This window comes from Nocardia sp. NPDC055002, from assembly GCF_053608825.1.
In genome coordinates this window covers 314,015-327,437 of record NZ_JBSGWE010000007.1, presented here as the reverse complement: position 1 = coordinate 327,437, position 13,423 = coordinate 314,015, and the positions used below count along the sequence as shown (strand labels likewise).

Here is a 13,423-nt window from a genome sequence, read left to right as displayed (position 1 = left end):
CGATTGATCTTTTTGTAGCGGAGCGGGTGTGCAAACGGTTGGCAAACCGGGGGGTTTTCGTGATCCCAAACGGTATCTCTGGGCTTTAGGGCTGATCGCCCCGGCGTGCGCGCTGTTGCCCTCCCAGCTGGTGTTCCATACCAAGGCCGAAGTGTTCTGGTGGATCGGACCTGTCATCGTCCTGATCGCCATTCCCGTGCTGGACTGGATCGTCGGCGAAGACGGCAACAATCCCCGCGACGAGGACTACGCGGCGCTCTCCGCCGACCGGTACTACCGGTGGTGCACCTACCTGTTCCTGCCGATCCAGCTGGTCAGCCTCGGCGTGGCCTGCTTCATGTGGACGAGCCCCGAGCTGGCCCTGGTCGACAAGCTCGGATTGGCCGCCACGGTCGGCTTCGTCAGCGGCATCGGCATCAACGCCGCCCACGAATTGGGTCACCGGGTGGAGAGTGCCGAAAAATTGCTGTCGAAGATCGCGCTGGCCCAGTCGGGCTACGGGCACTTCTTCGTCGAGCACAATCGGGGACACCACGCCCGCGTGGCAACCCCCGAGGATCCGGCCAGCGCCCGGCTGGGTGAATCGCTGTGGGAGTTCCTGCCGCGCAGCGTGATCGGTGGGTTCCGGTCGGCCGTGCACCTCGAGCGCGCCCGCCTGCACCGGCAGGGTCGCGGCTGGTGGAGCGCCGACAACAACATCCTGCAGGCCTGGGCGATGACGGCGGTGCTGTTCGGTTCGCTGACGCTCGTGTTCGGCCCGTCCATCCTCCCGTGGCTGGCCATCCAGGCCGCGATCGGGATCGCGCTGCTCGAGACCGTCAACTACGTCGAGCACTACGGGCTGCTGCGCGCGCGCAAGCCCAACGGCCGCTACGAACGGTGCTCCCCGCGCGACAGCTGGAACTCCGATCGCCTGGTCACCAACATCTTCCTGTTCCATCTGCAGCGCCACAGCGACCACCACGCCAATCCGGGGCGCCGCTACCAGACACTGCGCAGCACCGAAGAAGCTCCGCAGCTGCCCGCGGGATACGCCACCATGATCGTGCTCGCCGCCGTTCCGCCGCTGTGGCGTGCGGTGATGGACCCCAGGGTCGCGGCGCACTACGGCGGCGATCTGAGCCTGGCCAATGTCTCGCCCGCGAAGCCGCGACGGTTGCTGGCCCGATACCGCGCGGCGGCCTGAGACTCCACCTCGACGGAGGAGGGGAACTCGCGCGGCCCCAGACGGTAACCTAGCCAACGTGACGACCTCAGAACTCCCCGCGCGCACCGAGCTCACCCCCGACGTCCGCAACGGCATCGACTACAAGGTGGCAGACCTCTCGCTGGCCGAATTCGGCCGCAAGGAGATCCGCCTCGCCGAGCACGAGATGCCGGGCCTGATGGCGCTGCGCCGTGAATACCACGACGTCCAGCCGCTGAAGGGCGCGCGAATCTCCGGATCGCTGCACATGACGGTCCAGACCGCCGTCCTGATCGAAACCCTCGTTGCTCTCGGCGCCGAAGTGCGCTGGGCCTCCTGCAACATCTTCTCCACTCAGGATCACGCCGCCGCCGCCATCGTGGTCGGCCCGAACGGCACCGTCGACGAGCCCAAGGGCATCCCCGTCTTCGCCTGGAAGGGCGAGACGCTGGAGGAGTACTGGTGGGCCGCCGAGCAGATGCTCACCTGGCCGAACGCCCCGGCCAACATGATCCTCGACGACGGTGGCGACGCGACCATGCTCGTGCTGCGCGGCGCGCAGTTCGAGAAGGCCGGTCTGGTTCCGCCCGCCGACGCCGATCACTCCGCCGAGTACACGGTGTTCCTGGATCTGCTGCGCGAGAGCCTCGAAGCCGACAAGACCAAATGGAGCGTCATCGCCGACTCGGTCAAGGGCGTCACCGAGGAGACCACCACCGGCGTGCTGCGGCTGTACCAGTTCGCCGCCGCGGGTGAGCTGGTGTTCCCGGCGATCAACGTCAACGACTCGGTCACCAAGTCCAAGTTCGACAACAAGTACGGCACCCGCCACTCGCTGATCGACGGCATCAACCGCGGCACCGACGTGCTCATCGGCGGCAAGAAGGTGCTGATCTGTGGTTACGGCGATGTCGGCAAGGGCTGCGCGGAGTCGCTGGCCGGCCAGGGCGCGCGCGTGCAGGTCACCGAGATCGACCCGATCAACGCGCTGCAGGCGCTGATGGACGGCTACGACGTGGTCACCGTCGAGCAGGCGATCGGCGACGCCGACATCGTCATCACCTCGACCGGCAACAAGGACATCATCACCCTCGACCACATGAAGGCGATGAAGGATCACTCGATCCTGGGCAACATCGGCCACTTCGACAACGAGATCGACATCGCGGCGCTGGAGCGTTCGGGCGCGACCCGGATCAACATCAAGCCGCAGGTCGACGAGTGGACCTTCAAGGAGACCGGCAAGGCGATCATCCTGCTGTCCGAAGGTCGCCTGCTGAACCTGGGCAACGCCACCGGCCACCCCTCGTTCGTCATGTCCAACAGCTTCTCCAACCAGGTCATCGCCCAGATCGAACTGTGGACGAAGCCGGAAGAGTACGACAACGAGGTCTACCGCCTGCCCAAGCACCTCGACGAGAAGGTCGCCAAGATCCACGTCGAGGCCCTCGGCGGCACCCTGACCAAGCTCACCAAGGATCAGGCCGAGTACATCAACGTGGACGTGGAAGGCCCGTACAAGCCGGAGCACTACCGCTACTGAGTTCTGACAACGGTGGCCCGTCGACCAGCTGGTCGACGGGCCACCGGCATGTTCGATCTCGGCTAGCCGATGATCAGGCCGGTGCAGAAGATGTTGTGCTCGCTGCTGATCCCGAGCAGCGCGCACATCACCGAGTTGAAAGCCGCCGACGACCCCGCGTCGGGAGCGGCGGTCGGGGTGGCTGTCTGCGCGGACGCGGTGCCGCAGGCAAAGGCGGCGGTGATGGCAAGCGTGGCGGCGGTGGTGCGGACGATCGTTTTCATGGGGGGATCCTCGTTCGCCCGAGCGGGTGCCGACCAGACCGCAATTCTGGGGTGACGGTGAGGTGTGAGGGCAACGCGCGCGAGCGCGGTAATCTCACCGCATGGGTGTATTGATCGCGGTGGAAGGGCTCGACGGGGCGGGCAAACGCACGCTGATCGATGGATTGATCGCCGAATTGTCCGCCAAGGGGCTCCGCGCGGACAGTCTGGCCTTTCCCCAGTACGGGCATTCGATCCACGCCGATCTGGCGGCCGAAGCGCTGCGCGGGGGCAACGGCGACCTGGCCGGCTCGATCAACGGCATGGCGATCATGTTCGCGCTCGACCGGGCGGCGGCGCGCGCGGAGCTGTCGGACCTGTTGGGCGGCAACGACATCGTGATCCTGGACCGGTGGGTGGCGTCCAACGCCGCCTACTCGGCCGCGCGGGCGCACCAGGACGCCGACGGCGAAATCGTTTCGTGGGTGGGCGATCTGGAGTTCGGCAGGCTCGAACTGCCGCCGCCGGATCTCACCGTTCTGCTCGACGTGCCCACCGAGGTGGCGGCCGAACGCGCCCGGCGCCGAGGCGAACTCGACGACGCGCGCGCCCTCGATGCCTACGAACGGGACGGCGGTCTGCAACGACGCACCGGCGAGGTCTATCGTGAACTCGTCGACCGCGACTGGTTCGGCCGGTGGTGGACATACCGATCCGATGACGATAGGCCTGCGTTACTCACCCTCTGCTCGGAAATCTTTTCCGGATAAGGTTGGATACGCGACGGGTTCACACCATTAATGGCGTGGCGGCCCGATCCTGGCCATGGAGATGACAACATAGGACTATGAAGCCCAAGATTCTGGTCGTCGACGACGATATGGCACTCGCTGAGATGCTGACCATCGTCTTGCGCGGGGAAGGGTTCGACCCGCATGTGGTGGGCGACGGCACACAGGCCCTGTCAGCGGTGCGGGAGATCCGCCCCGACCTGGTACTGCTCGACCTGATGCTGCCCGGCATGAACGGCATCGATGTATGCCGGGTGCTGCGGGCAGATTCCGGCGTTCCGATCGTCATGCTCACCGCCAAGACCGATACGGTCGATGTGGTCCTCGGCCTGGAGTCCGGTGCCGACGACTACATCGTCAAACCCTTCAAGCCCAAGGAGCTCGTCGCCCGCGTGCGAGCGCGTTTGCGCCGCACCGAGGACGAGCCCGCCGAGCTGCTCTCGATCGCCGATATCGTCATCGACGTGCCCGCGCACAAGGTGACCCGCGGCCCCGGGCAGATCTCGCTCACCCCACTGGAGTTCGACCTGCTGGTCGCGCTCGCGCGCAAGCCGCGTCAGGTGTTCACCCGCGAGGTGCTCCTCGAACAGGTGTGGGGCTACCGGCACGCCGCCGATACCCGTCTGGTGAACGTGCACGTGCAGCGACTGCGCGCCAAGGTCGAGAAGGATCCGGAGAACCCGGAGATCGTGCTCACCGTGCGCGGCGTCGGTTACAAGGCCGGACCGCCGTGATCGGTCACTGCGGGGCGCCGCTGTGACCACTGGTCCAGTGGCGCAGCTGCGGCGATGGGCGAGCCCGATCATGGCCTGGTTCCAGGCCGTCGGGACCGCACTCGGCCACCTGTGGCGCCGATCGCTGCAGCTGCGAGTCATCGTCTCGACGTTGACCCTGTCGCTCATCGTGATCACGATCCTCGGGGTCGTGCTCACCGGTCAGATCACCGACCGGCTCCTCGAAGCCAAGATCAACGCGGCTGTCGAGGAGATGGATCGTGCCCGCAGCACGATCGAGAACAAGCTTTCCGGCGTTCCGTCCGGTAACAGCCAGGATCAGCAACTCGCCGACGCGCGTGCCGCGCTGTCCAGCCGTGGTGGCACCGGGCAGTCCAGCGGCGCCGCGGGCAGTTTCGACTCGGCCCTGGCGATGGTCGGCGGCACTCCGCCACACGAGATCGCGGCCGGACCGCTCACCGAGGTGCCGCAGGAGCTGCGCCGATTCGTCCAGCGCAATCAGGTCTCCTACCAGTTCACCACCGTCGCCGACCCCGACGGCTATCGCGGGCGCGCGCTGGTCATCGGCAGCCCGAGCGCCGAGGTCGCGACCCTGGAGATCTACCTGATCTTCCCGCTGGCCAGCGAGGAATCGAGCCTGTCGCTGATGCGCGGCACGATGCTCATCGGTGGCGTGGTGCTGCTGGTGCTGCTCGCCGCGATCACCGCGCTGGTGACCAGGCAGGTGGTGCTGCCGATCCGGTCGGCGGCGCGGATCGCGGGCCGATTCGCCGACGGCCGGCTCAAAGAACGCATGCTGGTGCGCGGCGAGGACGACATGGCCCGGCTCGCGCAGGCGTTCAACGAGATGGCCGAGAGCCTGTCGAACCAGATCACCCAGCTCGAGGAATTCGGCAATCTGCAGCGCCGATTCACTTCCGATGTCAGCCACGAACTGCGCACCCCGCTCACCACGGTGCGGATGGCGGCCGATCTCATCCACGGCTCCAGCGACGATCTCGATCCCGCCCTCGCGCGCAGCTCCGAACTGCTCGTGAACGAGCTCGACCGGTTCGAGGGCCTGCTCAACGACCTGCTCGAAATCTCCCGCCACGACGCGGGCGTGGCCGAACTACAGGTCGAATCGCTGGATGTGCGGATGTGCGCGCGGGCCGCGATCTCCACGGTCCGCCACCTGGCTCGCGACGCCGAGATCGAGGTGGTGATCGATCTGCCGGAGGAACCGGTGATCGCCGAAGTCGACCCGCGCCGCGTCGAGCGCGTGCTGCGCAACCTGCTCGCCAACGCGATCGACCACTCCGAGGGCAAGCCGGTGCTGATCCGCATGCGCGGCGACGCCGAGGCCAACGCCGTCGCGACAGTGGTGCGCGATCAGGGCGTCGGGCTGCGGCCGGGCGAGGAAAAGCTGGTGTTCAACCGGTTCTGGCGCTCCGACCCTTCGCGGGTGCGGCGCTCGGGCGGCACCGGGCTCGGCTTGTCGATCAGCGTCGAGGACGCGAATCTGCACGAGGGCAGGCTCGAGGCCTGGGGCGATCCCGGCGTCGGCGCGAGCTTCCGGCTGCTGCTCCCGATGGTGCGCGGCCGCAAACTCGGCCAGAGCCCGCTCGCCCTGGAACCGATGCTGCGCAAGGTCCCCGCGCTGCCGGAAGCCGAACCCGAGCCGACGATCATCGAAGCCGAACCTGCCGGACCGACCGCGGACGAGGCGACGGGATCAGAGGCCATCGGCGCGGAGCCGACCGGAGCCGAGTCGGCTGGACCCGACTCGACTGTTGCCGAACTGACGGTTGTCGAGACGGGAGCCGAACCGCAAGACGACCCCGCGGCCGACGATTCCGGTGTCGAACCGCCCACGGCAGGCGCGCATTCGGCGACCAACGGCCGCAACGCGGCCCCCGCCGACGCCGACCGCGACGAGACGATGCCCACCGAGACCAGAGACAGGAAGTCATGACTAGTGCGCGTGGTGATCGTCGGGATCGGCACGGCGCCGCACTGGTCGCGGCGGTTCTGGCCGGTCTGATGGTGCTCACCGGGTGCGCCAGCCTGCCGGAGTCCTCCGCACCGCAGGCACTCGGCACGATCGACCGCGCGCCCACCTCGGAGGGCCCGACCCCGCCGACCTCCGGCCGCGACCCCGACCTGCTGCTGGGCGACTTCCTCACCGCCAGCGCCGACCCCACCAACCGGCACGCCGCGGCCCGCCAGTACATGGCGCCCGAGACGGCGGGCAGCTGGAACGACGAGGCGAGCACCACCATCGTCGACGATCGCCCCGACACCCTGCGCGAGTCGCGGTCGGGCGACAAGGCCAGCTATGTGCTGCGCGCCCGCAAGGTCGGTGAGCTCGCCCGCGACGGCGGCTACCGGGCCACCGAGGGCACCCTCGAGAACAAGATCGAGATGAGCAAGATCGACGGCGAGTGGCGGATCACCGAGCTGCCACCGGGCGTCGTGATGGGCAACGACGCGTTCGTCAAGTCCTACCACCGCTACGTCCTGCACTACATCGACCCGGGCAACTCGCTCCTGGTCCCGGATCCGCGCTGGATCTCGGTGCCGCGCGCCCAGCTCACCGAGCGATTGATCGGCATGCTCGCCGAAGGCCCGCAGTCCACGATCGCCCCGGTGGTGCGCAACCAGCTGGCGCAGCCGGTCTCGCTGCGCGGTCCGATCACCAAGGCCAACAACGAACCGGGTGACGTCGGTGTCGGCATCGGGGGAGTGCGCATCGACTTCGCCGGGCTCGGCGGACTCGCCCAGCGCGACCGCGAACTGCTCGCCGCGCAGGTGGTGCTCACTCTGGCCGGCGCCGACATCCTCGGACCGTACGTGCTGCTCGCCGACGGTAAACCGCTCGACGACCGGTACGCGGCCAACGGCTGGTCGGTCGCCGATGTCGACCAGTACAGCGCCTCGGCGCCCGGCCAGAACCGGATCGGCCTGCACGCCCTGCGCAACGGCACCCTGGTGCAGGTCACCCCGGACGGGATCGTCACCCCGAGCGGTTCCTTCGGCGAGGCGACCAACCTGCAGTCCGTCGGCATCTCGGCCGACGGCCAGTTCGTCGCCGCGGTCGCCGACTCCGGCAAACCGCTGCCGGAAGCCGCCCGAACCCTGCTCATCGGCAACTACGGAGCCAAGGCGTTCGCGGTCGCCGAGGGTGCCGGCATCGCCCGTCCGTCCTGGACCAGTGACGGCGGCGCCGCCTGGACCGTGATCGACGGTGACCGGGTCATCCGGGCGGTCACCGATCGGGCCACCGGCAATGTCTCCACCGAGGACGTCGACATCACGGCCCTGTTCGAAGGCGCGGGCGCTCCACGTCCGCCGATCAGCGAAGTGGTGATCTCGCGCACCGGAGTGCGCGCGGCGCTGATCGCCGACGGCAAGGTCTATGTGGCGGTGGTCCAGCGCCGCCCCGACGGCAAGTACGCGCTCACCTCGCCGCTGCCGCTCGCGCTCGGCCTGAGCTCGCGCGCGGTGTCGCTGAGCTGGGTCACCGGCGACACGATCATGGTGGCCCGCGAGGGCAATGTCGACCCGGTCTTCACCGTCTCCATCGACGGTTCGCAGTTCAGTGCGGTGACCTCGCAGAACCTCACTCCGCCGGTGCGGGTGGTGACGGCGGCCCCGGCCACGCAGTACGTGGCCGATTCCCGGGCCGTCCTGCAGCTCCAGACCGCCGATCCGACCCGCAACGACCGTTTCTGGCGTGAGGTACCCGGATTGACCGGAGAACGGGTTGTGCCGGTCTTGCCGAGCTGATCATGTCGGTGCCCGCTGTCATGCTTCTCCGCTATGAGAGGCCTGCTGGATCTGATCCTGCCCGACCGGTGCGGTGGCTGCGGTGCGGTGGGCGTGAGCTGGTGCGCCGAGTGCGCGGCCGAACTCGGCCGCGATCCCGTCCGGGTGCGCCCGCGCGCTGATCCCGGGGTTCCGTGCTGGGCGCTGGGCCCCTACGCCGGTGTGGGTAAGCGGGCTGTGCTGGCAGCCAAGGAACAGAACCGGCGCGACCTCGCCGCCCCACTCGGGCTGGCGCTCGCCCACGCGCTCGCCCGCTTGCGTGCCCCCGATCGCCCGCTGTTACTCGTGCCCGCGCCGACCAGAACCGCGGCGGCGCGGCGCCGCGGTGGTGACCCGGTGGCCCGCTCGGCCGAGGTCGCGGCACGGTGGCTGATCGATTGCCGGAGTGTGCCGCTGCTGCGGATGGGACGCGGTGTCCGGGATTCGGTGGGCTTGACGACGGATGAACGTTCCCACAATGTGCGCGGCAAGATCATGACTGTCGCCGATCCGGGCGAATGGGTCGCGATCAGCGCGAAAGCCCAGGTAGTGCTGGTAGACGACGTGCTGACAACCGGTGCGACAGCCTGTGAATCGACACGTGTTCTCAACCGGATCGGCATAGTTCCCCGCGCGGTTTTGGTGACCTGCGCGGCTTGACTGATGAAAGTTCGCGTGAACAGTGGCGGACTTGCCGATGGCGGACTAGCGTCGCGAGCACACACCGAACCACAAGTTTGGGAGGTGGTGCCGCGGATACAGGTGCCGGGCGATTCCCGATCGGCACAGCTCAATCCCGCCGCCCTACGCTTGTAGTTGTGCGGCCATATCCGGGAGGTACGCGTGACGACTTCTTCACGGGCATCAGTGCAAGATGCTGAACCCACGGCACTCCAGAACGGTGCCACCGAGACGATCGACTTCGAGACCCCGAACGCCGAAGTGGTGGTCTCCGGTCGCAACGTCGAAATCCCTGACCACTATCGAATCTACGTCGCGGAGAAGCTGTCTCGGTTAGAGCGCTTCGACCCGTCGATCTTCCTTTTCGATGTGGAACTGTTCCACGAACGCAACCGTCGTCAACGCAAGGCCTGTCAGCGTGTGGAGATCACCGCGCGTGGCCGTGGACCGATCGTGCGCGCCGAGGCGTGCGCCGACAGTTTCTATGCCGCGCTCGAATCGGCCACCCAGAAGATCGAGAGCAGACTGCGCCGGGCCAAGGACAAGCGGCGCGTCGTGCACTACGGCGACAAGACGCCGGTCTCGGTCGCGCAGGCCACTGCCACATTGGTCGACGAGTCGCTGTTCACCCCGCCGGACGGTTCCGCTGCCCACGACCACGACGAGGCAGTCGACGAGACGGGCCCCGGCCACATCGTGCGCACCAAGGTGCACACCGCGACACCGATGTCGGTGGACGACGCCCTCTATCAGATGGAATTGGTCGGTCACGACTTCTTCCTCTTCCATGACAAGGAGACCGACCGTCCATCGGTGGTCTACCGCAGACACGCCTTCGACTACGGCCTGATCAAGCTGGCCTAGGACCCTGACCGATCCGGGCATCCGCCGTGCGGATGTCCGGATCTTGTTCAGCCGCCGAAGGTCTCGTGATGTACGGCCTCGGTCAGCGATCGGCCGGACCGCCACCCGAAACGTTCCAGGTCCGGTACCTGCTGGAACGCGTCGACCGGGCCCACGCACAGCCAGGCCACCGGCTTGATCCCGGTGGGCAGGCCGACGAGTTCGCGCAGGAATTCCGGATCGTAGAACGACACCCAGCCCACCCCCACCTGCTCGGCGGTCGCCGCGAGCCACAGGTTCTGGATCGCCAGCACGGTGGAGTACACGCCGGTCTCCGGCACACTCGCCCGCCCGAGCACCTGTGGGCCGCCACGCGAATCATCGTGCGTGACAACCACACCCGTACCGCTCTCGACGATTCCGTCGATCTTGATCGGCGCGAAGGTCATCGCGCGCTCGGCGGGCAGCGACGCACCGAACTCGACCCGCTTGTCCGCCACATGGTCGGCGAAACGGCGCAGGGTCTCGGCCTGACGAACCACCACGAAGTCCCACGGTTGTGAGTTCCCGACGCTGGGCGCGCGATGCGCGGCGTCGAGGATCCGCAGGAGGGTGGCGTCGTCGACGAGCTCGCCGGTGTATTCGGCGCGCACGTCACGACGCAAACGGATCGCGTCGTAGACGCTCAGCTGATCGGCACTCACGCCGACCATACAACCGCAGCCGGTCAGGCCATGGTCCGGCGGGCCAGCTTGCGCCCGGCGGCCAGTGCGGTGCGCAGTCCCTGGCGACGCCCGGTCACCGGGTCGATCGAGGGGGTGGTGTTGCCGGCGAACAGGCGTTCGGACTTGGTCTCCGGCGCGTCGTCGGTGGTGTGGCGCAGGTACTTGTTCGGCAGCGACAGCTTGAGGATGGTGCGCCACGACTTGAAGTACTGCACCGGCAGCGAACCGGTGGTGTAGGGCAGGTCGTACTTCTCGGCCAGCTCGCGCACCCGCACCGCGATGGCGGCGTAGCGGTTGCTCGGCAGGTCGGGGAACAGGTGGTGCTCGATCTGGTGGCTGAGGTTGCCGCTCATGAAGTGCAGCAGCGGTCCGCCGCTGATGTTGGCGCTGCCCAGCATCTGGCGCAGGTACCACTCGCCCTTGGTCTCGTTCTCGATGTCGGCCTTGGTGAACTTCTCGGCGCCGTCGGGGAAGTGACCGCAGAAGATGATCGCGTTGGTCCACACATTGCGCATCACGTTGGCGGCGATGTTGGCGGTGAGCGTGGTGACGAACGAGGGGCCGGTGAGCAGCGGGAAGACCAGGTAGTCCTTGGCGGCCTGCTTACCGATCTTCTTCAGGACCAGGGTGCGGTCGGCCTCGAACTGCTTCCACTCGGGTGAGTCCTTGGCCCACTTCTTCTTGGCGACCTTGCCCAGCTCGAGGTGCTGGATCGCGACGCCGTACTCGAACAGCGCCTGCAGCAGGAAGTTGTAGATGGGGTTGCCCAGGTAGAACGGCATCCAGCGCTGGTCACGGGTGACGCGAAGCAGGCCGTAGCCGATGTCGTCGTCCATGCCGAGCACGTTGGTGTACTTGTGGTGCAGGAAGTTGTGGGTGATCTTCCAGTGCGCCGACGGGCCCGCGTTGTCCCATTCCCACGAGGTGGAGTGGACTTCCGGATCGTTCATCCAGTCCCACTGCCCGTGCATGACGTTGTGCCCGATCTCCATGTTCTCGATGATCTTGGCGGAGCCGAGCAGGGCGACACCGGCCAGCCAGGCCGGGGGCAGGAAGCTGGCGAACAGGACCGTGCGGCCGCTGATCTCGAGCGCGCGCTGTAGCCGGATGACGTTGCGGATATAGCGCGCGTCGGCCGCGCCGCGTGAGGATTCGATCTCCCGGCGGATCGCATCGAACTCCGCGCCTAGAGCTTCGACATCCGCTGCGGTGAGGTGCGCGTATTCCTTGACATCCGAGATCGCCATGGCGGCTACAGTACCGTAAGTTACGAGAGCGTAGGTTGGCGATTTTCGGGACGAAATGTGTGATAAGTCCTATTGCGCGATCGAGATGAAAATGTTATCGGGAATGGCGAGCCATGCGCCGAGCTGCCTTGTCGCGCAGCACACCCCGTTCGCGCACGGCGCGTTCGCCCAGTGCCCGCTTGGCCTCGCGCAGCGCCAGCTTCTCCTGCCGTGCTCGCGCCTTCAGCGCGGTCTTGGCCTCGCGCAGTACTTCCTTCTCGTGCCGCGCCTTGATCTCGAGCGAGACCTTGGCATCGTGCAGCGCCGAGCGCAGACCGAAACGCTTGCCGGTCTCGGGATCGACCCGCAGGCTGTCGGGCAGCGAGATGCCGGCGAACTTGCGCTCCGACGACGTCTCGGGCGCATCGTCGGCGGTGCGCTTGAGGAAGCGATCCGGCAGCGCCAGCTTGTGGATGGTGCGGAAGGCCAGCAGGTACTGCTTGCCCAGCGATCCGGTGGTGTAGGGCAGGTCGTACTTGTCGCACAGTTCGCGCACCCGGACCGCCACCTCCGAGTACCGATTGCTCGGCAGGTCGGGGAACAGGTGATGCTCGATCTGGTAGCAGAGGTTGCCGCTCATGAACGCCATCACGGGGCCGGCCTTGAAGTTGGCGCTGCCCAGCATCTGGCGCAGGTACCACTCGCCCTGGGTTTCCCCGTCGAGCTGCTCGGCGGTGAACTTCTGCGCGCCGTCGGGGAAGTGGCCGCAGAAGATCACGGCGTAGGACCAGAGATTGCGGACGAGGTTGGCGGTGGCGTTGGCCTTGAGCGTCGACTTCCAGGCCGGGCCGGTCAGCGCCGGATAGATCACGAAATCCTTGGCGACCTGGCGGCCCGCCTTGCGATAGAACTCGATATCGGGGGGCGAGGTCATCGTGCCGCTCTCGACTCCGGCCAGCTCCTTCTCGATGCCGAGATCGTGCAGCGCGATACCCCACTCGAAGGTCGCGGCCAGCAGCAGATTGGCGGCGGGCTGGACCAGGTGCACCGGACGCCACGCCTCGTCGCGGGTCATCCGCAGAATGCCGAAGCCGAGGTCCTCGTCCTTGCCGAGCACGTTGGTGTAGGTGTGGTGCGAATAGTTGTGCGCCCGGCGCCACTGCGCCGAGGTGCCGGTCATGTCCCACTCCCAGGTGGTGGAGTGGATCTCGGGATCGTTCATCCAATCCCATTGGCCGTGGCTCACATTGTGGCCCAGCTCCATGTTCTCGATGATCTTGGCGACCGACAGCATCGCGGTGCCGCCCAGCCACGCCCAGCGATTGCGGCTGCCGAACAGCACCGCGCGCCCGGCGACCTCGAGAGCTCGCTGGGCGGCGATGGTGCGGCGGATGTAGCGAGCGTCGCGTTCGCCACGGGAGGTCTCCACCGAACGGCGGATCGAATCGAGTTCTTTCCCCAGTGTCTCGATGTCGGCCGCCGTCAGATGGGCGAAGGCCTGAATATCGGTGATGGCCACCGGGGGTCCTCCTGTTGTTTATCAGCAGCTGATGCCGCGGGTTCTCGGCCTGGGAACCTCGATCTTGCCTCGTCGAGGGCGCTCCTCGGTCGCACTCTTCGGCGAGTCCGGAATCGAGGCGCCGAAAACCGGGCGCTGCGCGCCTAG

Annotated in this window: 12 protein-coding genes; 8 read left to right on the top strand and 4 right to left on the bottom strand. The window is 67.2% G+C overall.

Going from position 1 to position 13,423, the window contains the following annotated elements; translation table 11 throughout:
- Window positions 1-28: 28 nt before the first annotated feature.
- Window positions 29-1,186: an alkane 1-monooxygenase gene (locus tag ACWF99_RS27290; protein ID WP_452537735.1), complete on the top strand. Its 1,158-nt coding sequence runs from the start codon at window positions 29-31 to the stop codon at window positions 1,184-1,186.
- A gap of 58 nt (window positions 1,187-1,244) precedes the next feature.
- A complete protein-coding gene (ahcY, locus tag ACWF99_RS27285) occupies window positions 1,245-2,729 on the top strand; it encodes an adenosylhomocysteinase (protein ID WP_378632580.1) in 1,485 nt (494 codons plus the stop codon).
- Between the two features lie 62 nt (window positions 2,730-2,791).
- Here ahcY and ACWF99_RS27280 read toward each other — a convergent pair whose 3' ends face one another.
- A complete protein-coding gene (locus ACWF99_RS27280) occupies window positions 2,792-2,992 on the bottom strand; it encodes a hypothetical protein (RefSeq protein ID WP_378632582.1) in 201 nt (66 codons plus the stop codon).
- Window positions 2,993-3,093: 101 nt separating this feature from the next.
- Here ACWF99_RS27280 and ACWF99_RS27275 point away from each other — a divergent pair, with 101 nt between their 5' ends.
- The 6 genes from ACWF99_RS27275 (at window position 3,094) to hpf (ending at window position 9,827) form a co-directional block, all read left to right on the top strand.
- Entirely contained in the window at window positions 3,094-3,741 is a 648-nt protein-coding gene (locus ACWF99_RS27275) for a dTMP kinase (protein WP_452537734.1), read from the top strand.
- Window positions 3,742-3,818: 77 nt separating this feature from the next.
- Window positions 3,819-4,496: an MtrAB system response regulator MtrA gene (gene mtrA / locus ACWF99_RS27270; protein ID WP_056813049.1), complete on the top strand. Its 678-nt coding sequence runs from the start codon at window positions 3,819-3,821 to the stop codon at window positions 4,494-4,496.
- A gap of 70 nt (window positions 4,497-4,566) precedes the next feature.
- Window positions 4,567-6,450, top strand: coding sequence for an MtrAB system histidine kinase MtrB (gene mtrB / locus ACWF99_RS27265; RefSeq protein WP_452537764.1), 1,884 nt, complete (start codon window positions 4,567-4,569; stop codon window positions 6,448-6,450).
- Window positions 6,447-8,264 (top strand): MtrAB system accessory lipoprotein LpqB, encoded by a 1,818-nt coding sequence (lpqB, locus tag ACWF99_RS27260; RefSeq protein WP_378632586.1) that lies wholly within the window; start codon window positions 6,447-6,449, stop codon window positions 8,262-8,264. The genes mtrB and lpqB overlap by 4 nt, the downstream gene beginning before the upstream one ends.
- 33 nt (window positions 8,265-8,297) lie before the next feature.
- Window positions 8,298-8,942, top strand: a complete 645-nt coding sequence (locus ACWF99_RS27255; RefSeq protein ID WP_452537733.1) for a ComF family protein — start codon at window positions 8,298-8,300, stop codon at window positions 8,940-8,942.
- Between the two features lie 255 nt (window positions 8,943-9,197).
- Window positions 9,198-9,827, top strand: coding sequence for a ribosome hibernation-promoting factor, HPF/YfiA family (hpf, locus tag ACWF99_RS27250; protein WP_378633433.1), 630 nt, complete (start codon window positions 9,198-9,200; stop codon window positions 9,825-9,827).
- Between the two features lie 47 nt (window positions 9,828-9,874).
- On the opposite strand, the gene bluB is transcribed toward hpf, so the two are convergent.
- The 3 genes from bluB to ACWF99_RS27235 form a co-directional block, all read right to left on the bottom strand.
- Entirely contained in the window at window positions 9,875-10,519 is a 645-nt protein-coding gene (bluB, locus tag ACWF99_RS27245; protein WP_452537732.1) for a 5,6-dimethylbenzimidazole synthase, read from the bottom strand.
- 14 nt (window positions 10,520-10,533) lie between these two features.
- Window positions 10,534-11,778, bottom strand: coding sequence for a fatty acid desaturase family protein (locus ACWF99_RS27240; RefSeq protein WP_378632593.1), 1,245 nt, complete (start codon window positions 11,776-11,778; stop codon window positions 10,534-10,536).
- A 94-nt stretch (window positions 11,779-11,872) separates the two neighbouring features.
- The gene (locus ACWF99_RS27235; RefSeq protein ID WP_378632595.1) at window positions 11,873-13,276 is read right to left on the bottom strand and encodes a fatty acid desaturase family protein; all 1,404 of its coding nucleotides are present in this window, start codon (window positions 13,274-13,276) and stop codon (window positions 11,873-11,875) included.
- Between the last annotated feature and the right edge of the window lie 147 nt (window positions 13,277-13,423).